Genomic DNA, 21,140 nt, shown 5'->3' on the forward strand with positions numbered 1-21,140 from the left:
GAACCCTCTTCTTTTGACAATTTTTTTATGCTTTTGTCGAAATGAATTTATACTAATTTGAACAACAAAAAGAAAGAGCGGGAAAACCCGCCCTTTCTAAGCCATCGTATATGGGATTATTTTTGGAAACCGCCTAATTGTTGCTCAGCTAGTGAAACTAGACGTTTTGTAATTTCGCCACCAACAGAACCGTTAGCGCGAGATGTTGCATCCGCTCCAAGTTGAACACCAAACTCTTGAGCGATTTCGTATTTCATTTGGTCTAATGCTGATTCAGCACCAGGAACCGCTAATTTATTTGTGCTACGTGCCATGTTATATCACCTCCTTGTGAGTATAGAGTGTGATAAATAACATGACTTCATACACATTTTAGATATGGTAATTTATGGTTTTAGAAAAGTTCTTCGAATTTTTCTTCTTCCGCCACTACTTCAACTGTTTGTAATACCATTGTTTCTTTGTTCGCTACAGCTTGTTCGATTAACGGTGTGAAATCGTATTTCGCTTCAAATCGATTTGCTTTTTCACGCTTCGGCTTCGTCGCCGGGCTAGCTGGTGTGAATACTGTACAGCAATCTTCGTATGGACGAATTGAAATATCATACGTGCCGATTTCTTCAGCAATTTTAATAATTTCTAATTTATCCATCGTAATAAGCGGACGAATAACTGGGTAGTTTGTTACTTCGTTAATCGTATGCATACTATCTAATGTTTGGCTTGCTACTTGTCCAAGACTTTCACCAGTTGTGATTGCAAGTGCATTACGCTCCTCAGCAATCTGCTCTGTAATACGCATCATCATACGGCGCATAACCGTCATTGAATAGCTAGATGGGATTTCTTTATTAATCGTTTTTTGCACTTCTGTAAACGGAATAAGGTGAAGCGTTACACGTTTACAGTATTTCGTTAACTCTTGTGCTAAATCGATTACTTTTTGTTTTGCACGCTCACTTGTGAAAGGTGGGCTATGGAAGTGAACTGCTTCCACAGATACGCCGCGTTTCATCGTTAAGTACGCTGCTACTGGGCTATCAATACCACCAGAAAGAAGTACCATTACTTTTCCGCCAACGCCAACTGGTAAACCGCCAGCTCCCATGTGCTCACCACACATAATATAGCTGTAACCACTGCGAATTTCTACACGTACATTCACATCTGGATTATGGACGTCTACTGTGATATCCTCTGTATTTTCTAAAATGTGCCCACCGATTTCTGGAAGTAACTCCATCGTCTTCATTGGGAAGCGCTTATCAGAACGGTGCACTGTAATTTTAAATGTTTTCACATCATCTTTTACTTGTAAGAACGCTGCTAATGCACCTTTTTTAATGTCTTCTAATTCTGATGGTACTTTCATCGCTAAGTTAAACTTATGAATACCAAATACGTCTTTCAATCTTTCAGAGATTGCTTCATGATCTTCACCATTTAACTGGATGTACATACGGTCATGCGTTGCATCAATTTTAATATTTGGGAACTTTTTCAGTTTGAACTTCACGTTATCTTTTAATGTGCTTACAAATTTAGAACGGTTTTTACCTTTTGTCGTCATTTCTCCGTAACGCACTAAAATATATTCATATGTCATCATATTTCTTTACCTCATCACTTCATATAATTTTGGCATCGTCTCTTTTACAATACCTTCAAATTGTTTTACTTCTTCCATCGTGTTGTCTGGTGCCAAACTAATACGAATAGCACTTGCAGCTGCTGCATGCGGCACTCCCATTGACACTAACACTCTGCTCACTTCATTTGCTTTTGAAGAACAAGCAGACTTCGTCGATACATATACACCGTGCTCTTCTAAAGCATGAACGACTACTTCTGGTTTTAAACCAACAAATGATACATTTAAAATGTGCGGTGCTGCATATGCAAGCGATGTATTAATTGTCACATCTTCCATCTCTTTAAAGAAGCTGACAAGCTCTGCTTGTAAACTTTGCAAATGAGCTACCTTTTCTTTCACTTGTTCCATTGTCATGCGAAGAGCTTTCACCATCGCTACAATGCCAGGTAAATTCTCTGTACCAGAGCGATACTTAAGCTCTTGTTGACCACCTGATAAAATCGGATCTAATCTTACGCCATCACGTATATAAAGAAGACCCGTTCCTTTTACACTGTGGAATTTATGTCCAGATATTGAGCAAAGATCAATATGAGAAGCATATAAATCAAGCGGTACTTTTCCTATCCCTTGTACATGATCTACATGGAATCTTATTTTCGGATGATTCGATAATAACGTTCCAATTTCAGCAACGGGCTGAATTGCTCCAGTTTCGTTGTTCACATGAATAATTGATACAAGAATCGTATCTTCACGAAGTGCTCGTTTTACATCCTCTACCGATACAACACCATGCTCGTTAACCGGTAAATATGTTACATCAAATCCGAGTTCTTCTAATTGCTTATATGCCTCAAACACAGACGCGTGTTCAATATTTGTTGTAATGATATGTTTGCCGCGCGAACGATTCCTCATCGCTATCCCTTTAATCGCAAGGTTGTTCCCTTCCGTTCCACCTGATGTGAAAATAATTTCAGAAGGTTTAACGTGAAGAAGCTGCGCTGCAATCGTTCTTGATTGTGTTAATAGACGCTCTGCCTCTCCTCCAAGCGAATGAATAGAAGAAGGATTACCAAAATATTTCCCAGCAACCGTCACGTACGATTGAAGAGCTTCTGGATATGGCTTCGTCGTCGCACTATTATCAAAATAGATCATCGTTCTTCCCCTTTCAGCGCTATCACATCATATAATCATATCATAAATACGTGTCATTACGCTAAGACTACGCAAAGGTTCCGTTTTATCCCGATTAGTGAATAATAATTAGTGAGATACCCCCACTGATTACAGTTTCACTTTATTTTGAAACGAATAACCTTACTGTATTCCGCTATTCATTATAGCAACATCGCCTGCAAAATTACACAAAAAAACAAACCCTTTTATGAAAGGGTTTGTTCATTGTCTACATATTCAGCTATTTTTTGAACAACACCAGGTTCAAGTTGCTCTAGTACAGAAGCGGCTTGTTCTAAAGCTGCATCGTATTGATATTCACGGAATAATTTCTCCGCATAATTTAAGCTTTCTGCAAGGCTTTCATCATGACTGCGGTAACGGTTACCGTATTGAATTAATTTTTCAACTAAATACGCTTGTCCAATTAATTCTTCTGTCATTTCAGCTACACCGTTCACAGTTGTGTATGCTTCTTCTAAACTGCTATTTACAGCGTTCATATTTAACGGCTTTACTTCTAATTGTTCATATACAGCTTGCATTGCCATTTGCCCTCTTTTTAAATCTTCCATAATACTCTCTGGAAGACCTGGCAAATTCGACTTTTGCATAAAGCGTTTCGTTTCGAAAATAGTATTTCGCATTTCTTGTAACTTCTCACGCGCTTCAAATTCTTCTTTACGCATCGTTTGCAGCATTTCTTTATATTCTGCATGAAGTACTTTTAACGTTTCACATTGCTCATAAACCTCTTCTAGTTCCTCACGAATAATAGAGAAGGCAATATCTTGTTCAGCAACGCGTAATTGTAGCATTTCAAAACGTTTCGTTAAAATGTGCATTTGCTTTTCAATTACTTTTTGAGATTCAATATCCTTATCTTGCAATTGATAGCTTTGTTTCACAAGTTGTGTTTCTGTTTTCGTTTCAATCGTTTCGATACGTATTTCTTCTAAGTCTTCATAAACAGAAAGTGTTTTTTGCTCCACATAATGTCTCGCATGCACCTCTTGCTCAAGTTGATCATAGAAACCATCTAAACGAGTTTTTAAGTCTTCCACTTTTTCAGCCGCTTCTGTTATATGAAGCTCCTGTATATCCATTAAACATGTGTTTAGTTGTGTCGTCATATCACGAACTTCTTTAGGGATTTCCAAATACTCTAATACATAACCTTGTCTTACCATATCATTATGACCCTGTAATAAATCTTCCAGTTGAACTGGTAGCGTCGCTTGACACTCTACTAATAAATCTGGAATTTGGTGAATAATGATTTCTAAACTTGCTAAACCTTCTTCTAAACTAATAACAATTTCTCTCGCTTTTAAGTAGTCACCATTATCTGTTGCTTCTTCAAAGCTTTTAAATTTATTAGATTCAGCGTCTAGCATCTCTTCGATTTTCTGCTCTGCTGCTCCATACATATGTCTATGAGCAAGAACACTCTTTTTCATACTACGATATGTATCACGTAACCCTTCAATTTCCGAGCTATTTTTCTCATGGCTTTCTAACAATTGCTGTAATTCATTTAAAACACCTGTAATACGATTATCAGCGTCATCTAAACCACTTATGGATTCGTTCATCGCATGCTTTGCTTTTCGGAAGGAGAATTGCGAGGCGAATTTTCGCGCTTGCGCTAAATCTTTGTCAGCTTTCGGAAGGGTTGTTGATACAATTTCATCCCATTCTTCACGCCATTTACCAAACAGTTCTTCTGTTTGACCCGTCATGTTTAAATCTTTTACCCGTTTTAGTTCATCTGCCACAGGTTTATCTTTTATCTCTTGTTTCCACTGCTCCAGTGCTTCAATATCTTTATATGAACGATTTCTTATCACAAGCTCTATCATGAGCAGCACTAGAATAGAGCTTACTACAATGATAACGATCGTCAGGATAGAATCCATGCAAAAAAGCCTCCTAGTTATATCTCTTTTTTTGTCCGTTCCGTTTATGAAATGGAAGGCATTATGTATAAAAAGGGAATTCCCCTATATTTAACAACTAACAATGTACTAATCATACCATGTAATGGCTTGTTTTTGACCTAGTTTTTTTTAAAATTTCATGTTTCTTTCAATGCGATTGTAATCTTTCTCAATATTCCGCCTACCTCACTACCTATCCTCAAATGATTGTAATAACAAACAATCTTTCGTATGAGATGCGAAATAAATTTTCCGCATGAGTGGTGGTTCAACAGAAATTCCATGTACATTTCCCTGCCTTACAGACTGCTCTACTGCCCTTTCTGGAAGTAAAGTGATGCCAAGGCCAGCTTTTACCATTGCAAGCATCGGTTCTGCGTAAGATGTTTCCACAGCTATAGTTGGTTTTACACCTATCTCATGAAACATGTTCATAATCATTTTCCTTACATCGCATATTTCTGGATATACAATTAATTTTTCATTTTGCAGCTCTTCTATTTGAATGACTTTCTTCTCTTTATACGGATGATTATTTGAAATGGCACAAACAATTTTCTCTTGTTGTACTTCTTTTATATACGTAGCACCTTCTACTACTGAATCGATGAACATCGCGTCAATCTCCCGCGCTTTAAATAAATCTCTTAATACTTCCGTATGTCCGATTTGCCACTCTACTTCGAACTCATCACCTAATACATCTTTACACTCTAATATGTAATGCTCTGCTAAACTCGGTAGTATACCAATTGAAAACTTTCGGTTCTCTTGATACCTCCTCATTTCTGTTTTCACTTCATTTATTTGTTCCAAAATCGGTAGCATTCTTTTTATAAATAACTCTCCTGCCTCCGTTAACTCCACTCCTTGCGCAGAACGCTTAAGTAAAGTAACCTCTAAATCCGCTTCTAACTTTTGAATTTGCTTACTAAGCGCTGGTTGAGATATATGTAAAATCTTACTTGCCTTTGATAAACTTCGCGTATGCTTCACTTCGATAAACGATCGTACTGCCTCCAAATCCATCGTACACACCTCTAACAAAAAGTTATAACCGTTATAAGAAATCGATATTTCCTCCTATAAACAATTACTCTTTATACTTATTTCATCAACTTACTATAACGAAATGTAAAGGGGAAAGATACTCTTGAACAAAAAACAAATGCTACTCGGATCCTTTCTATGCTTACTCGCCGTAACTGCCTGGGGATTTATGTTTCCTGTAATGGCAAATGCCCTGCAATTTATCGATCCGTTCTTCTTCACAACGATTCGCTATGGATCAGCAGCTATTATTTTTCTTATTTTGCTATTAATTACTGAAGGGAAGACTTCACTCCGCTTAGAAAAAAGAACACTTTCTCTGTTCTTTTATGGGACAGTCGGTTTCGCAGGATATGGTTTTCTCGTTTTCTACGGACAACAACTTGCCGGGCCTTCTGGAGCAATTCATGCAGCTATGATTCAGTCCCTTATGCCTCTAATCGCCTTATCACTGCAATGGATAACGAAAAATCGTCGCCCTCAAAACTACACATTTCTTTGTATGTTCGTTGCATTACTCGGTGTTATGCTTGTCATTTCAAAAGGAAATATTCACTTATTATTTGGAGCTGCAAGTCACTTATCGACAAATATATTAATGCTATGCGGTGTTACTTGCTGGGTCATTTATACAAACGGGGGTGCTCGTTTTCAATCTTGGTCACCACTTCGATATACGACATTGACTTGTTTATTTGGCTCAATTTCACTCATCGTTATTGTTACTTTCTTAACGTACACAAATATAGTTACTATGCCGTCACTGCGTACAGTTGTGAGCGTTCGTTTTGAGCTCCTTTATATGTCGATTATCGCAGGAGTTATCGCTGTATTTTGCTGGAATATGGGAAATCGCTATATTTCATCTATTAACGGCATATTATTTATGAATTTAGTCCCTATCCTTGCCCTGATTGGTTCTATCTTTCGAGGTTATACAGTCGATAAAATCGAAATTGCTGGAGCTGCATTAACAATTATCGCGCTATTATGTAACAATTTATGGCAAAGAAAAGTAAACATAAAAATCCCCACCTCAGTTCGTTAGGTGGGGATTCTTCACATATGAACAGCTCTTGGCCATTCATGGTACATATTTGCTTTACATAATGCTTGTTCCATCCATTGCTCAATCTCTTTCGTGTACATTTCTATGAAAAATGTCTCAGACGGGAAAGAATGCAGTACTTCTGATATATATTGTGGATATAAAAACGGCATATTTATCATACCTTTTAATTGCGTCATAAACATTGTAAATGATACTTTCTGAAATTCTTGTTTCATTTGTCCTTGTCTAATAATTTGCTCTATATAATATCTTTCTTTAGAAAAATAAACGGTCATCACTTCACGAATTAATGTCGTATCAAGCGAAAGCTCTCGGTAGAAGAAACGTGTTAGTTCTCTATTTTCAAATTGATATCGTAACATCCCACGCACCATTTGCACCATCACATCTTTAGCCGACAAATATTCTCTCTGTTCAAACGAAATTTCAATCACATGAATATACCCTTCTAAAAAATCAGTAATAAGCTGTTCTAATAAACCTTGCTTCCCAGCAAAATAATATGAAATATTCGCTACATTCACATCCGCTCGCTTTGCAATGTCTCGCACCGACGTTCCATCATAACCTTTCGTATTAAACAACGATATTGCCGCATCAATTACTTTTTGTTTCGTCTGCTTCATGCGCTCACTTCCTCTCAATGAACAGCTATAGTTTAAATTTCTTGACTTTTAAGACAAATTCCTTTAATTTTCTATCGACAAAGTCATGTGAAATACATCGTATTTTGCTAATATTTTACACATCTCGATAAAAAAGGAGCTGTTTCCATGTTTACTAAAGAAAGTTATGCAGGATCTCGCGTGCAGCAATATGAGACAGTAATTAAACAACTGGATGCGTTATTAACTGGCGAATCAAACGTAGTCGCAAACTTATCAAATGCGTCCGCATTATTAAACCAATTTTTAGATCGCGTTAATTGGGTTGGCTTTTACGTAACAGAAGGAAATCAGCTTGTCCTTGGACCGTTCCAAGGAATGCCTGCTTGCCTACGCATTCCATTTGGACGAGGCGTTTGCGGCGTAGCAGCTGAAACGAAAACAACGCAGCTTGTAGCGGACGTTCACCAATTCCCAGGTCACATCGCTTGCGATAGTGCTTCTAATTCAGAAATCGTTGTACCGATTGTGAAAGAAGGAGCTGTCATTGGTGTACTTGACATTGATAGTCCTGAAAAGAATCGTTTTGATGAAGTAGATCAGCGCTATTTAGAAAAGTTTGTGGAAACACTCCTAAAACATATGTAAAAAGAAAAGAGCGAGTTATCGATTTAGTACGTCCTGTACAAAACCGATAGCTCACTCTTTTTTTATTGATTAACAGTAGATATTTTCTTTAATGCTTGCTCTAAATCAGAAACGATATCCTCCCAAGATTCTAAACCAACCGATAAGCGTATTAAATTATCGAAAATGCCCATTTCTTTTCTTAGTTCAGCTGGAATCGCAGCGTGCGTCATCGTTGCTGGATGCTGAATTAACGTTTCTGTATCTCCTAAACTCACCGCAATTGTAATAAAGTGGAGGTCATTAATAAATGCTTGCGTCTCTTCTTTTCCGCCTTTTACTGAAAAAGAAATAACACCGCCCCCGCGCTTCATTTGACGAGATGCTAATTCCCCTTCTGGATACCAAACACCTTCTACCGCATCATGTTTTCTTAAGAACGATACAATTTTTTCTGCATTATCACAATGACGATCCATTCTTACCGCTAACGTCTTTAACCCGCGTAATAATAACCACGCATCAAACGGCGCCATAATGCCGCCGATATCTTTTCGCATCGGGCGAATCTTTTCAGCTAACGCTTTCGTTTTACAAATTGTTACACCCGCTACAACGTCACCATGGCCACCAATATATTTTGTCGCACTATGCACAACAGCGTCACAGCCAAGCTCAAGCGGTCTTTGTAAATAAGGTGAACAAAACGTATTATCAACAATGACAAGTAAACCATTTTGCTTCGCAACCTGAATAACTTGTTTTAAATCGATTAATTTCATTGTTGGATTAATCGGTGTTTCAACGAAAATAAGCTTTGTATTTGGACGAATTTTATTTTCAATATCAACCTCTGTCTCCATCTCACAAAACGAATGCGTAATCATAAATTTTTCTTCTAACACTTCTAAAAAACCGTACGTACACCCATATAATCCATTTGAACAAATAATATGATCTCCAGCCTTTAAAAAACCGATTAAAGTTGCTGAAATAGCTGCCATACCAGATCCGAAGGCAAGTGCTTCTTCTCCTCCTTCTAACACCGCCATACGTTCTTCAAATAATTTCACAGTCGGATTTCCAAGCCTTGAGTAAATATAAGATGGATCCACTCCCGCAAAACTCGCCTCTCCTTGCTGCGCAGTCTCAAATGTAAACGTAGAGGTTTGAAATAAAGGTGGTGTTAAACTTCCTTTATGTTCCTCAGGTGTATAACCGTGATGAATTAACGCTGTCTCCATATGCTTCTTTTTCATAAAAACATCCCCTTTATGTTTTTATTACCGCATATTCACCAGTAAAAAACTGATGAACGTTTTTACCATATTTTATGTAAGCGTTTTATTTGTGTTTCTATCTCTTCTTTTATATTGTTTTAAATTCCTTCTTATATTAATTTCCAAAATTTATATGCATAAAACAAAAACGTACTCGCTTGACGAAACTCTGGGTAAAAGATATAATAGCGTTTGTGTAAAATAAAAAGGCAGCCTTGTAATGTGAGTTTATCGTTTGTATTTTGTTCCTCTACGGAGGTGTATCTCGTAACTCCCTGCTGCTGGAGCGAAGGTACATGAAAACAAAATGCCCGTAAATATCGATTACGTCTGTTTTTATTTTACGTAAATAAAAACATTTTTAAAGGAGGAGTCAACTATGGCTCGTTATACAGGTCCAGCTTGGAAACTGTCTCGTCGTCTTGGAATCTCTCTAAGCGGCACAGGAAAAGAATTAGAAAAACGCCCTTACGCACCAGGTCCTCACGGTCCTAACCAACGTAAGAAACTTTCAGAATACGGTTTACAATTACAAGAGAAACAAAAACTTCGTCACATGTACGGCATGACTGAGCGTCAATTCCGTCGCACATTTGACCAAGCAGGTAAAATGCCTGGTAAGCACGGCGAAAACTTCATGATCCTTCTTGAAGCTCGTCTTGACAACTTAGTTTACCGTATGGGCTTAGCTCGCACTCGTCGTGCAGCTCGCCAATTAGTAAACCACGGTCACATCATGGTTGATGGCGCTCGCGTAGATATCCCATCTTACCGTGTAAAACCTGGTCAAACTATCAGCGTTCGCGAAAAATCTAACAGCCTTGTTGTTGTTAAAGAAGCGATCGAAGTTAACAACTTCGTACCAGAATACTTAACTTTCGATGCTGACAAATTAGAAGCTACTTACACTCGTCACGCTGAGCGTGCTGAGTTACCAGCTGAAATCAACGAAGCATTAATCGTAGAGTTCTACTCTCGTTAATGACAAAAAGCCAATCCTGTGGATTGGCTTTTTTCGTTTATATATAAAATAAAATTATTTATTTTCCTCTTTCTGAACATATACATAAGCATCTTTCTGCTCTTTATGTACATCCACCTTCGAATTCTCTGCAAGCTGACCCGCATTTAGCAAAGAAAAAATAATTAGCGCTTCTAGTGACATTTCGTTTTACCACTCCTTTCTAGTTGTTATACATTTATCATACCGCTTACATGTGATTTCCGTATGAACTCGAAAAGGAGATTACAACAAAACGGTTACAAGTATATGAATGCACGCTATAATAACCATAAAACAGGAGGTTGATTCATTTTGACGATAAACCAAATGGTTCAGTTAGGCAGTGCATGTATGTTGTTTATTACTTCCGCGCTTATTAATTGGTATCAGGGAAGTAATTTAATAGATGATCCTGATGAATGGAAATATAGCGCTAAGTTTACGAATTACTTCAAAGGCACCGTTTCAAATTACGAAGATATTTATCAAATCGATTTCTTTATATATGCAGCAAAATTTTATCCAACAGCATTTATCGTTATGCTAGTGAGTTTACTTTATATGTTCATATTAATTCTTTATATTCTATTTAAAAGAAAAGATCCGACGTTTTAAATCCATACATAAAAAACCCCGAATCATAAACTTTTCAGTTTACAATTCGGGGTTTTATTTGTTTTACATTCGTTCCTAATTAGTAACGAATTAAGAAATATTTCTTCTTACCGCGGCGAATGATTGTAAATTTACCTTGGATGCGGTCGTTTTCTGTTACAACGTAGTCTAACGCTTGTGTACGCTCACCGTTTACGTAGATTGCGCCGTTCGTTACATCTTCACGTGCTTGACGTTTTGATGGAGAGATTTTGCTTTCTACAAGTAAGTCGATTAATACTGTATCTTCTGCAGTACGTTCTACAGATGGTACGTCTTTGAATCCTTGTTCAATTTCGCTTGCAGTTAGTTCTGCTACAGAACCGCTGAATAGTGCAGCTGAAATTTTGATTGCTTGCTCTAATGCTTCTTCGCCGTGAACAAGTTTTGTCATTTCAGAACCTAATGCTTTTTGTGCTGCACGTTTTTCTGGTGCTTCAGCTACTTGCTTTTCAAGCTCAAGAATTTCTTCATGAGATAAGAATGTGAAGTATTTTAAGTATTTAACAACGTCGCGGTCATCTGTGTTAATCCAGAATTGGTAGAACTCGTAAGGAGTTGTTTTCTCTGGGTCTAACCAAATTGCTCCGCCTTCTGTTTTACCAAACTTCGTACCGTCAGATTTTGTAACAAGTGGAATTGTTAAACCGAATGCTTTCGCATCTTCCTCTGATTTACGGATTAATTCAAGACCAGCTGTAATGTTACCCCATTGGTCACTACCACCGATTTGCAGACGGCAATTATGATGTTGGTATAAGTTTAAGAAGTCATATGATTGTAAAATCATGTAACTGAACTCAGTGAATGAAATACCAGTTTCTAAACGAGATGCTACTGTATCTTTTGCTAACATATAGTTTAAACCGAAGTTTTTACCGATATCGCGTAAGAATGAAATTACATCTAAGTTACCAAGCCAGTCATAGTTGTTAGCCATCGTTGCTGGGTTGTCCACGTTTTCGAACTCTAAGAAGTTTGAAAGTTGGTTTTTAATGCTTTCTGTGTAGTAAGCAACTGTATCTTTCGTATTTAATGTACGCTCTGCTTTTTTACCACTTGGATCACCGATCATACCAGTACCACCGCCAACAAGTGCGATTGGTTGGTGACCAGCTAATTGGAAACGACGTAACATTAATACTGGTAACATATGACCAATGTGTAAGCTATCTGCTGTCGGATCGAAACCACAGTATAATTTAACGCTTTCTTTTTCTAATAATTGCTCAAGGCCCTCAGCATCTGTTTGCTGATTAATTAGACCGCGAAATTCAAGATCTTGTAAAATACCCATATCCTACATACTCTCCTTTAAGTTCATTACTGGCGTGAAAGTTGAAAACATAAAAAAATCGCCCCTTCAAATAAGGGACGATTTTGATTATCGCGTTACCACCCTAGTTGCAGGCAAAAAAGCCTACCACCTTATTTACATAACGGCTTAGCACCGTCTTTTCCCTTTTGAATACAATTCAATCGAAAAAAGATGCTCTAGGGGCGTAATTCGCGATCATCTATGTGCTGATTTCCACCGACCATCAGCTCTCTAAAACAGGGAAATGATCACTACTTCTCCCTTTCCACGCTCAATTATTCATATACTTTTCTTTATACCATCATTTATATAGGCGTGTCAAATAGAGGTGGAATTTCTCTTCTTTCCAATCCTTTACAACGCCATAAAGAGTATCGTAATAAGAGAAAGCATTGGAACCCCAACTAACAACGATACATGAAACACAACCGATAAATCATTTCCAATGGTCGCCTCCACAGGATCTTTCGCCGGGGAACCAAGAAACCCTATTAATCGATCGAATCGACTTACCGTTTTTGGAAAGTCTGGTATTTCTACATGATCACTATCTAAATGTTGCTTTAACTTATATTCACTCTTAAAGGGATTTTCGCTCAATTTCATCCACCTCCAGCAATTGTTTCAATTTCTTTATTCCATTATGAAGTCTCGATTTCACTGTTCCAATCGGAATGTTTAATATTTCTGCAATTTCTTTTTGCTGCATATCATGATAATAAGAAAGGATTAGGACCGCTCTTTGCTCTTCTGGAACTTTCAAAATTGCTTCTCTTACTGTGAGCCGATCTTCGTGAGAAAATTCTTTTTCCGGAATCGGCACTAAAAATGGCAAAAGCGTACGCCACCTTTTTCTCCTATTTAATTTATTAATCATAAGACGATAACCAATTTGAAATAAATACGTTTTTATTTTACCTTTTTCAATTTCATACATATGTTTCTTACGCTCTAGCGTCAAAAACGTATCTTGCACAAGATCGATACTTAATTGTTCATCTCGGTTAAATCGATATAAAAATTTGTATAGCGCTGGTTTGATTAAAATATATAGTCTTTCTCCCGCTTGTTTATCTCCACTTTGATACGCAAGCATGAGCTCCTCCTCAATCCCAATCTGCGCCATGATTTTTGATCTCCTTTATTCCTTTTAACGTTAATGAAATACGGGAAATTAAATATGCAATCGCAATAAAAATCCACAATTGTGATTGATTTGTAAAAAATTGCACATATGGGTTTTGAATCGTAAATCCCATTGCAACTAAAATATTTAACGCTTGCACACATATGCATGCATACAACGCAAGGCAGACAGAAATAGTATCAAATACATTCCAGCGAAAATACACTTTTGTTTTTGTAAAATCAATTTTATATCCATTTTTCCGTACTATATGTTTTCTATCAAATGGAATAATTATTGAAAACAGAACACCCATTATAGCTCCAGCTGTAAGCATTGATACTCTATATCCAATTGGTATCGGTAAGAAAAGACCACAAGAAAATACAACTATAATTCCAATTAAAGCAAAAGCAAGAAGTAATTTATTAGACATAAAAAAGCCTCCCTCATCTATTCTTTCACAAATGTATACAGACGAGGAAGACACTTCGTTCAAATATTATTTTAATTTTTTTATAATCTTTGCGGGATTCCCGCCAACTACTACATTATTAGATACATCTCTCGTTACGACAGCACCAGATGCGATCACCGCATTGTCTCCAATTGTTACACCTGGATTAATAATTGCTCTTCCGCCAATCCATACGTTATCGCCAATTGTAACTGGTTTTCCGTATTCTGATCCGCTTATGCGCTCTACTGGATCAAGCGGGTGTGTTGCTGTATAAATGTGAACACCTGGAGCTAACATACAGTTCACTCCGATTGTTACCGGGCATACGTCTAAAATTGTACAGTCAAAGTTCGCGTAAAAATTTTCGCCAACGTGAATGTTATAACCGTAATCACATCTAAAAGAAGATTCAAGATGAATATTATCTCCTGTCGTTCCAAATAATTCTTTTACGATTTCGCTACGCTCTTTTAATTGCTCTTCTGGCGTATCATTTAATTTTCTCGTTAATATACGTGCTTGCTCTCTTTCTTGTACTAAAACTGGATCAGCCGGTATGTACATTTCTCCTAGTATCATCTTTTCTTTTTCTGTTTTCATCATACTCCCCCCTTTAACTTATATATATAAGTTAATAATAACATAAAAAAAGGTCTGAACATTTTTCGTTCAGACCTTCCTCTCTTAATCTTCCATCGTTGATAAGTCACCTGTTGGTAAGTTTAATTCCCACGCTTTTAATACGCGGCGCATAATTTTACCACTTCTCGTTTTCGGTAATTTATCTCTAAATTCAATTTGCCTTGGCGCTGCATGAGCTGCTAGGCCTTTCTTTACAAATTGACGAATTTCTTCTTTTAATTCATCAGATGGTTCGTATCCTGCTCGAAGTGCGATAAATGCTTTAATAATTTCACCACGCACTGGATCAGGAATACCAATTACACCTGCTTCTGCAACAGCAGCATGCTCGATTAATTTACTTTCTACTTCAAACGGACCAACGCGCTCACCTGACGTCATAATTACATCGTCAATACGTCCTTGGAACCAGAAGTATCCATCTTCATCCATATAGGCAGAGTCACCTGATACGTACCAATCTCCCGGCATGAAATAAGATTCATACTTTTTCTGGTTATTCCAGATTGCACGCATCATAGATGGCCAACCTTTCGCAATTGCTAAGTTACCCATTGTGTATGGAGGAACTTCATTTCCTTCATTATCAACAATCGCTGCTTTCACACCTGGAATTGGTTTACCCATTGAGCCTGGGCGAATTTCCATACAAGGGTAGTTACAAATAACTTGTCCACCTGTTTCTGTCATCCACCACGTATCATGAATACGAAGTCCAAATACATTCATACCCCAGCGAATTACTTCTGGATTTAACGGCTCACCAACGCTTAATACGTGACGAACTTGTGATAAGTCGTATTTTTTAATTGCGTCTTGTCCAGCTCCCATTAACATACGGAACGCTGTTGGTGCGCTGTACCAAACCGTCACACCGTAATCTTGCAGTGCTTCATACCAAGCTTCTGGACTAAAGCGTCCACCTAAAATAACATTTGACGCTCCAACTAACCACGGTGCGAAAATACCGTAAGCAGTTCCCGTTACCCAGCCCGGGTCAGCTGTGCACCAATATACGTCATCTTCTTTTAAATCTAATACCCATTTCGCCGTTTGATAGTGCTGAACCATTGCATTTTGCGCATGAAGCACACCCTTTGGCTTACCAGTAGAACCAGACGTATAGTGAAGAATTAAACCATCTTCACGGCCTAACCATTCAATATGTAATTCTTTTGAAGCTTGTTCAAATAAAGGATTGAACGCTACCGTTTTACCGCCTTCTTCTACATTATCTCCAACAAGGAAAACTGTTTTTAAAGCAGGTAAATCATTTAATGGTACACGCTCTAATAACTCAGGCGTTGTAATTAACACCTTCGCTTCACTATCTTCTAAACGATCGCGAACCGCACCTTCCATAAATGCTTCAAATAACGGTCCAACAATTGCTCCTAATTTCACTGCACCTAAAAGTGCGAAATATAACTCTGGAGAACGTGGCATAAAAATAAAAACGCGATCGCCTTTTTCTACATCGCCATAATTTTTCAGGACATTCCCTGCTTTATTAGAAAAATCCTTCATTTCCTTAAACGTATATTTCTCTTTTCGCGATCCATCTTGATAATAAAGAGCTACTTTATTCTTTCGATCGGATTTCACATGCTTATCAATTGCCTCATACGCCATATTTACTCGGCCTGTTTCATTCCAAGTAAAGTTTTTATTAACCTCTTCCCAGTTAAAATTCGCGTATGCCTCATCATAATTCGGCAAATTATTTTCTCCTTTAATGACAGGAAGCGTTTCTACTTTCATACTTTACATCCCCCTCCTATGTATTCTATTATCTATTATAATGATATTATTTAAAATTTTCAGTATATTTGTTGATTTTTAGACAAATTTTTAATGACAAAATTCGATTCACATCGCATATATTATAAAGTACGATATTAATAGATTCACAAACCCTCAAGGTGGTGAGCAATACATTGATTCATAAAAAAATATACAATGCTAGAAACTTAAAAACAGCGAAAGGCACTTTAATTATTGAAGGTCCTGTCTCTACACATAATCTTGAAATGTATGAATTTCATCCAGATTTAGTTGCATTTCGTCCTGCTGAACAGCAATATAAAGCAATTGTCGAAATTTCTAAATTACCAGAAGCTCGACTCATTATTGCTAGACATGACCAAATGATTGTTGGATATGTTACATATTTATATCCTGATCCACTTGAACGATGGTCAGAAGGAAAAATGGAAAACTTAATTGAGCTTGGGGCAATAGAAGTAGTCCCAGCCTTCCGCGGGAGTTCTGTCGGAAAGAACTTACTAGAGGTTTCTATGATGGACGATTATATGGAAGATTACATTATATTGACGACTGAATATTATTGGCACTGGGATTTGAAACAAACAGGATTGAATGTGTGGGAATACCGAAAAGTAATGGAAAAGATGATGAATGCCGGCGGGTTACAATGGATGGCTACAGACGATCCTGAAATTTGTTCACATCCCGCCAACTGTTTAATGGTCCGCATCGGTAAACGCGTTGATACGGATTCTATTCAAGCTTTTGATCATCTACGTTTTCACAATCGTTTTATGTATTAATAAAGGGGGCAACTGGAATGATTGTAGAAGAAATTATGAATCAAAATGTAGTTACACTACATCCAAACGATACAATCGAAACAGCAATCCGAACGATTCGCACGAAAGGCATTCGGCACATTCCAATTGTCGATCAAAATAATCACGTCGTAGGCATTATTTCTGATCGGGATGTAAGAGATGCAAGTCCGTCTATTCTAGATGAACAAGTTTCACTCGATATGCTACAGCAACCGCTTGAACTTATTATGAAACATCCTGTAATGACTTGCCACCCTCTCGATTTCGTTGAGGAAATTGCTACTTTATTTTTTGAAAATAAAATTGGCTGCCTTCCTGTTACAAAGGCTGGTAAGTTAGTTGGTATCATCTCAGAATCTACAGTACTGCACACGTTAGTGAAATTAACAGGGGCACATCAACCGAGTTCACAAATTGAAATTCAAGTAAAAAACGAACCTGGTATTCTTGGAAAAGTCGTTGCTATTTTTAGTGATTTACAAATAAATATCGTGAGCGTTCTCGTCTATCCAGCAAAAGACGAGAATGATAAAGTACTTGTTTTCCGCATTCAAACGATGAATCCTCTAAAAGTGATTGATGCACTTGAAGCAGAAGGCTATCGCGTATTATGGCCGAACATCATGGGGATGCAAGCATGAGTAGCGCGTTTATTTATTCGGATGACTTTCGGGGCTATTCATTTAGCCCTGATCATCCTTTTAACCAACTGCGCGTCACACTTACGTATGATTTATTACAAAAGGGCGGTTTCATCTCTCCCTCTCAAATCATCTCACCACGGATGGCTACAGATGAAGAGATTGCCTACGTTCATACAGAGGAGTACATAAATGCGGTAAAACGTGCTGGAGAAGGAAATTTAGAAAAATCAATTGCGATGACATATGGACTTGGAACAGAAGATACACCGATGTTTCCAAATATGCACGAAGCAAGCGCATTGCTCGTTGGTGGTACATTAACAGCTGTCGATGCTGTTCTTTCCGGAAAAGTAAAACACGCGCTTAACTTAGGAGGCGGCTTACATCATGGCTTCCGTGGTAAAGCATCTGGCTTTTGTATTTATAACGACAGTTCTATCGCAATGAAGTATATTCAGAAGAAATACGGTTTACGCGTCCTATATATTGATACAGACGCTCATCACGGTGATGGTGTACAGTGGTCATTTTATGATGACCCTAACGTATGCACCATTTCATTACATGAAACTGGTCGCTATTTATTCCCTGGAACTGGCGCTGTAAACGAACGCGGACAAGGTAATGGTTATAGTTATTCTTTTAACGTTCCACTCGATGCTTTTACAGAAGATGAATCGTTCTTAGAATCATATCGAACTGTTGTAAAAGAAGTTGCAGCATACTTTAAACCGGATATTATTTTAACGCAAAATGGTGCTGATGCACATTACTACGACCCACTTACACACCTTTGTGCGACCATGAATATTTACCGCGAAATACCGAAACTCGCTCGTGAAATTGCTAATGAATATTGCGACAGTCGCTGGATCGCTGTCGGCGGTGGCGGCTATGACCATTGGCGCGTCGTACCAAGAGCATGGGCGCTCATTTGGCTCGAAATGAACAACATCCAAAACATCTCAGGTTATCTCCCTCCAGAATGGATTGAAGCTTGGAAAGGACAAGCAGAAACAGAACTTCCCCTCACATGGGAAGATCCAGACAACATGTATAAACCTATCCCCCGTAAACCAGAAATTGAAGAAAAAAATGCATTAACTGTAGCGAAATCCCTTGAAATTATTCGGAATAATATGACAAAATCTTTGTACTAAACGAAAAGGAGGCTCGTTTTTGAATAGCCTCCTTTTATTTATTGTCGGTTTCTGTCGGTAAGTCGATATATTTTAATAATCGCTGATATATTTCGAGATGCGCCGATATATTTTCATTTCATAACAGCCTGGCCCAACTTTTATGAGAAAAGGTCGTGATATTATGTGGAAACGACAAATGATCCACACGAAACGTGGTACATTTGAACTCTTTACAAAAGGAGATGGCGAATCGCTTTGTATTACACATCACTATTCACAATTTAATGAAACTGGTGATTACTTTGCGGATGTTTTTACTGCTACGCATCGTGTATTTCTCATTAATTTACGAGATACTGGTCGCTCTGTAACCGCCCATTCAGAAAACGAATTAAGCATGATTGAAACAATCCACGACTTAGAAGCAATACGAGAAGCATTACAACTTCCAACATGGCATTTCGCTGGTCATTCAACAGGTGGTATGCTTGGCCTTTTATATGCGATTACATATCCAAATTCCTTACAATCATTAGTCGTAGTAGGAGCTGCAGCAAGTAACTATACCGAAACACCATTTTGCATTTATCATCCCGAACATTCACAATTTCATTATATGCAAGAGCTCATCGAAAACTTAAAAAGCCCTCACCTTACAAGTGAAGAACGGAAAGAACTATCTACTAAGAGAACAAAATTATCATTGTATAAACCAGAAAACTACAACTCTTATTTTTGTAAACCAATCAAAAAAACAATGTCCGTTAGCCGGATGAATGCTTTCGTCAATGAATATCCTTCATTTGATTTAAGAGAGTATTTACCTTCCATCCAAACAAAGACACTTATTATATGCGGAAGATATGATGTACAGTGCCCAATTCAGTATTCTATCAAGATGCATGATGGGATACGTAATTCTATCTTCATTCCATTTGAAAACAGCAACCATTATCCTTTTTTAGAAGAGGCTACTCAGTTTACTTCTACTACTCAAACATTTTATAAATCATTGCAACAAGGAACTCTAAAATAGTATGTTAAGGTCGCAAGCTAATTTTCGAACAAAAAGCTCACAGCCTCTATAAGACTATGAGCTTTTTTCAAAAGAAATATTTCACACTAAAAACAACTAAAAAAATACAAGAAATAACAACTAAACCCACATCAAGTAATACCGACTTCTTATCTCTATCTTTTAAACTTACCTTAGAGCTAGAAATGCTTTTAATTACCCAAAAGATCGCAAAAAAGAACCAACCAAAATGATCATTCGTAGAATCTTCATCATAAAACATTTGTATTGCACCAATAATCAATAAGATAAGTACGATATTAGTTCCAATCTTTAAAGCCTTGTTTGATTTATTATCTTTTAATATATCCCCCAACATATAGCACGCCCCTCATGCTCTCCTCTGTTTTGTTTCTCTTTACATTTTAACATAAATTACCTATTCCTTCCTTTTCATTCGAATAACATACAAAAAAACCTGCCAATTACTCGGCAGGTTCCCTACACATTAAAACGATAACCAGCTCCCCATACTGTTTCAATATATTGTGGGTGGGCAGGATCTCTTTCAATTTTTTCACGTAGCTTTCTAATGTGGACGACAACAGTGGCTAAATCACCAGCGGAATCTAATCCCCAAATGCGTTCAAATAACTGTTCTTTATTTAATACTTGGTTTGGATGTGTGACAAAGAATGTTAATAAATCAAATTCCTTCGTTGTAAATGCCACTTCTTCATTGTTTATAAAAACTTTCCTCGCTCGTTGATCGATAGAAATTCCGTGAATATATAACGTATCACGTTGCTTACTTACATTTCCTGATAATCTTTCATAACGAGCAATATGAGCTTTTACTCTTGCGACTAATTCGCTTGGGCTAAACGGTTTCGTTATATAATCATCCGCTCCTAATCCGAGTCCGCGAATTTTATCTATATCTTCTTTTTTTGCTGAAACAAGTAGAATCGGAATATCTTTTACAGCACGTATTTGTTTACAAATTTCGAATCCGTTCATTTTCGGGAGCATAATATCTAAAATAATTAAATCATATTCTTCTTGCAGGGCTATTTGTAAACCTGTTTCTCCTGAATGCTCTACATCAACTTGGAAATCATTAATTTCTAAATAATCTCGCTGTAATTCTGCAATACTTACTTCATCTTCTATTAGTAAAATTCTTTTCAAT

24 protein-coding genes and 1 other annotated feature are annotated in these 21,140 nt (G+C 37.4%); of the genes, 8 read left to right on the forward strand and 16 right to left on the reverse strand.

All coding sequences use genetic code 11. The features are described from left to right. Positions 1 to 116: 116 nt before the first annotated feature. The 5 genes from ACQRBL_RS23260 to ACQRBL_RS23280 all read right to left on the reverse strand — a co-directional run bounded on the left by ACQRBL_RS23260 (position 117) and on the right by ACQRBL_RS23280 (position 5,748). A complete protein-coding gene (locus tag ACQRBL_RS23260) occupies positions 117 to 314 on the reverse strand; it encodes an alpha/beta-type small acid-soluble spore protein (RefSeq protein WP_000124490.1) in 198 nt (65 codons plus the stop codon). A gap of 80 nt (positions 315 to 394) precedes the next feature. After that, positions 395 to 1,609, reverse strand: coding sequence for a tRNA uracil 4-sulfurtransferase ThiI (thiI, locus tag ACQRBL_RS23265; RefSeq protein WP_000989275.1), 1,215 nt, complete (start codon positions 1,607 to 1,609; stop codon positions 395 to 397). A 6-nt stretch (positions 1,610 to 1,615) separates the two neighbouring features. Beyond that, a complete protein-coding gene (locus tag ACQRBL_RS23270) occupies positions 1,616 to 2,758 on the reverse strand; it encodes a cysteine desulfurase family protein (protein ID WP_000638976.1) in 1,143 nt (380 codons plus the stop codon). A gap of 227 nt (positions 2,759 to 2,985) precedes the next feature. Further along, positions 2,986 to 4,698, reverse strand: a complete 1,713-nt coding sequence (ezrA, locus tag ACQRBL_RS23275; RefSeq protein ID WP_000377317.1) for a septation ring formation regulator EzrA — start codon at positions 4,696 to 4,698, stop codon at positions 2,986 to 2,988. 210 nt (positions 4,699 to 4,908) lie between these two features. Further along, positions 4,909 to 5,748, reverse strand: coding sequence for a LysR family transcriptional regulator (locus tag ACQRBL_RS23280; protein ID WP_065485407.1), 840 nt, complete (start codon positions 5,746 to 5,748; stop codon positions 4,909 to 4,911). Positions 5,749 to 5,872: 124 nt separating this feature from the next. On the opposite strand from ACQRBL_RS23280, the gene ACQRBL_RS23285 reads away from it, so the two are divergent. Further along, the gene (locus ACQRBL_RS23285; RefSeq protein ID WP_001036053.1) at positions 5,873 to 6,817 is read left to right on the forward strand and encodes a DMT family transporter; all 945 of its coding nucleotides are present in this window, start codon (positions 5,873 to 5,875) and stop codon (positions 6,815 to 6,817) included. An 11-nt stretch (positions 6,818 to 6,828) separates the two neighbouring features. Here ACQRBL_RS23285 and refZ read toward each other — a convergent pair whose 3' ends face one another. Beyond that, entirely contained in the window at positions 6,829 to 7,467 is a 639-nt protein-coding gene (gene refZ / locus ACQRBL_RS23290; RefSeq protein ID WP_000814914.1) for a forespore capture DNA-binding protein RefZ, read from the reverse strand. Positions 7,468 to 7,614: 147 nt separating this feature from the next. Between refZ and ACQRBL_RS23295 the strand changes: the two genes are divergently transcribed. Then, positions 7,615 to 8,094 carry a GAF domain-containing protein gene (locus tag ACQRBL_RS23295; protein ID WP_411995759.1) on the forward strand — a complete coding sequence of 160 codons (480 nt, stop codon included), beginning with the start codon at positions 7,615 to 7,617 and terminating at the stop codon, positions 8,092 to 8,094. A gap of 62 nt (positions 8,095 to 8,156) precedes the next feature. Here the strand turns inward: ACQRBL_RS23295 and megL are convergent, their stop codons facing one another. Next, positions 8,157 to 9,332: a methionine gamma-lyase gene (megL, locus tag ACQRBL_RS23300; RefSeq protein ID WP_000726576.1), complete on the reverse strand. Its 1,176-nt coding sequence runs from the start codon at positions 9,330 to 9,332 to the stop codon at positions 8,157 to 8,159. 400 nt (positions 9,333 to 9,732) lie between these two features. On the opposite strand from megL, the gene rpsD reads away from it, so the two are divergent. Beyond that, the gene (rpsD, locus tag ACQRBL_RS23305) at positions 9,733 to 10,335 is read left to right on the forward strand and encodes a 30S ribosomal protein S4 (RefSeq protein WP_000135315.1); all 603 of its coding nucleotides are present in this window, start codon (positions 9,733 to 9,735) and stop codon (positions 10,333 to 10,335) included. A 54-nt stretch (positions 10,336 to 10,389) separates the two neighbouring features. Here rpsD and ACQRBL_RS23310 read toward each other — a convergent pair whose 3' ends face one another. Beyond that, positions 10,390 to 10,518, reverse strand: a complete 129-nt coding sequence (locus ACQRBL_RS23310) for a hypothetical protein (protein ID WP_000050944.1) — start codon at positions 10,516 to 10,518, stop codon at positions 10,390 to 10,392. A 150-nt stretch (positions 10,519 to 10,668) separates the two neighbouring features. Here ACQRBL_RS23310 and ACQRBL_RS23315 point away from each other — a divergent pair, with 150 nt between their 5' ends. Continuing rightward, positions 10,669 to 10,971, forward strand: coding sequence for a YjdJ family protein (locus ACQRBL_RS23315; RefSeq protein ID WP_023523185.1), 303 nt, complete (start codon positions 10,669 to 10,671; stop codon positions 10,969 to 10,971). 79 nt (positions 10,972 to 11,050) lie between these two features. Here ACQRBL_RS23315 and tyrS read toward each other — a convergent pair whose 3' ends face one another. From tyrS to acsA, 6 genes are all read right to left on the reverse strand, one after another. Continuing rightward, the gene (gene tyrS, locus ACQRBL_RS23320; RefSeq protein WP_411995758.1) at positions 11,051 to 12,307 is read right to left on the reverse strand and encodes a tyrosine--tRNA ligase; all 1,257 of its coding nucleotides are present in this window, start codon (positions 12,305 to 12,307) and stop codon (positions 11,051 to 11,053) included. A 70-nt stretch (positions 12,308 to 12,377) separates the two neighbouring features. Further along, positions 12,378 to 12,605 (reverse strand) — a binding site (T-box leader). Between the two features lie 77 nt (positions 12,606 to 12,682). Further along, on the reverse strand, positions 12,683 to 12,928 hold the full coding sequence (locus tag ACQRBL_RS23325; protein ID WP_001293786.1) for a hypothetical protein: 246 nt from the start codon (positions 12,926 to 12,928) through the stop codon (positions 12,683 to 12,685). Beyond that, positions 12,909 to 13,454, reverse strand: a complete 546-nt coding sequence (locus ACQRBL_RS23330; protein WP_000057196.1) for an RNA polymerase sigma factor — start codon at positions 13,452 to 13,454, stop codon at positions 12,909 to 12,911. The genes ACQRBL_RS23325 and ACQRBL_RS23330 overlap by 20 nt, the downstream gene beginning before the upstream one ends. Continuing rightward, entirely contained in the window at positions 13,435 to 13,890 is a 456-nt protein-coding gene (locus tag ACQRBL_RS23335) for a hypothetical protein (protein ID WP_000066427.1), read from the reverse strand. Before ACQRBL_RS23335 ends, ACQRBL_RS23330 begins: the two co-directional genes overlap by 20 nt. A gap of 66 nt (positions 13,891 to 13,956) precedes the next feature. Further along, positions 13,957 to 14,517, reverse strand: coding sequence for a maltose acetyltransferase domain-containing protein (locus ACQRBL_RS23340; protein ID WP_003271816.1), 561 nt, complete (start codon positions 14,515 to 14,517; stop codon positions 13,957 to 13,959). 81 nt (positions 14,518 to 14,598) lie between these two features. Further along, a complete protein-coding gene (acsA, locus tag ACQRBL_RS23345; RefSeq protein ID WP_411995757.1) occupies positions 14,599 to 16,317 on the reverse strand; it encodes an acetate--CoA ligase in 1,719 nt (572 codons plus the stop codon). Between the two features lie 176 nt (positions 16,318 to 16,493). Here acsA and acuA point away from each other — a divergent pair, with 176 nt between their 5' ends. The 4 genes from acuA (at position 16,494) to ACQRBL_RS23365 (ending at position 19,969) form a co-directional block, all read left to right on the forward strand. Further along, the gene (gene acuA, locus ACQRBL_RS23350; protein WP_411995756.1) at positions 16,494 to 17,126 is read left to right on the forward strand and encodes an acetoin utilization protein acetyltransferase AcuA; all 633 of its coding nucleotides are present in this window, start codon (positions 16,494 to 16,496) and stop codon (positions 17,124 to 17,126) included. A 17-nt stretch (positions 17,127 to 17,143) separates the two neighbouring features. Continuing rightward, a complete protein-coding gene (locus ACQRBL_RS23355; RefSeq protein WP_000634583.1) occupies positions 17,144 to 17,788 on the forward strand; it encodes an acetoin utilization AcuB family protein in 645 nt (214 codons plus the stop codon). Then, positions 17,785 to 18,951, forward strand: a complete 1,167-nt coding sequence (gene acuC / locus ACQRBL_RS23360) for an acetoin utilization protein AcuC (RefSeq protein ID WP_411995755.1) — start codon at positions 17,785 to 17,787, stop codon at positions 18,949 to 18,951. Before ACQRBL_RS23355 ends, acuC begins: the two co-directional genes overlap by 4 nt. Positions 18,952 to 19,093: 142 nt before the next feature. Then, positions 19,094 to 19,969 carry an alpha/beta fold hydrolase gene (locus ACQRBL_RS23365; RefSeq protein WP_003271811.1) on the forward strand — a complete coding sequence of 292 codons (876 nt, stop codon included), beginning with the start codon at positions 19,094 to 19,096 and terminating at the stop codon, positions 19,967 to 19,969. 67 nt (positions 19,970 to 20,036) lie between these two features. On the opposite strand, the gene ACQRBL_RS23370 is transcribed toward ACQRBL_RS23365, so the two are convergent. Continuing rightward, the gene (locus ACQRBL_RS23370; protein ID WP_000900160.1) at positions 20,037 to 20,327 is read right to left on the reverse strand and encodes a hypothetical protein; all 291 of its coding nucleotides are present in this window, start codon (positions 20,325 to 20,327) and stop codon (positions 20,037 to 20,039) included. A gap of 122 nt (positions 20,328 to 20,449) precedes the next feature. Next, complete coding sequence (locus ACQRBL_RS23375; RefSeq protein WP_003271808.1) at positions 20,450 to 21,139, reverse strand: response regulator transcription factor; 690 nt, start codon at positions 21,137 to 21,139, stop codon at positions 20,450 to 20,452. Between the last annotated feature and the right edge of the window lies 1 nt (position 21,140).

The sequence above is a fragment of the Bacillus sp. AF62 genome (assembly GCF_050312695.1).
Classification (GTDB): domain Bacteria; phylum Bacillota; class Bacilli; order Bacillales; family Bacillaceae_G; genus Bacillus_A; species Bacillus_A cereus.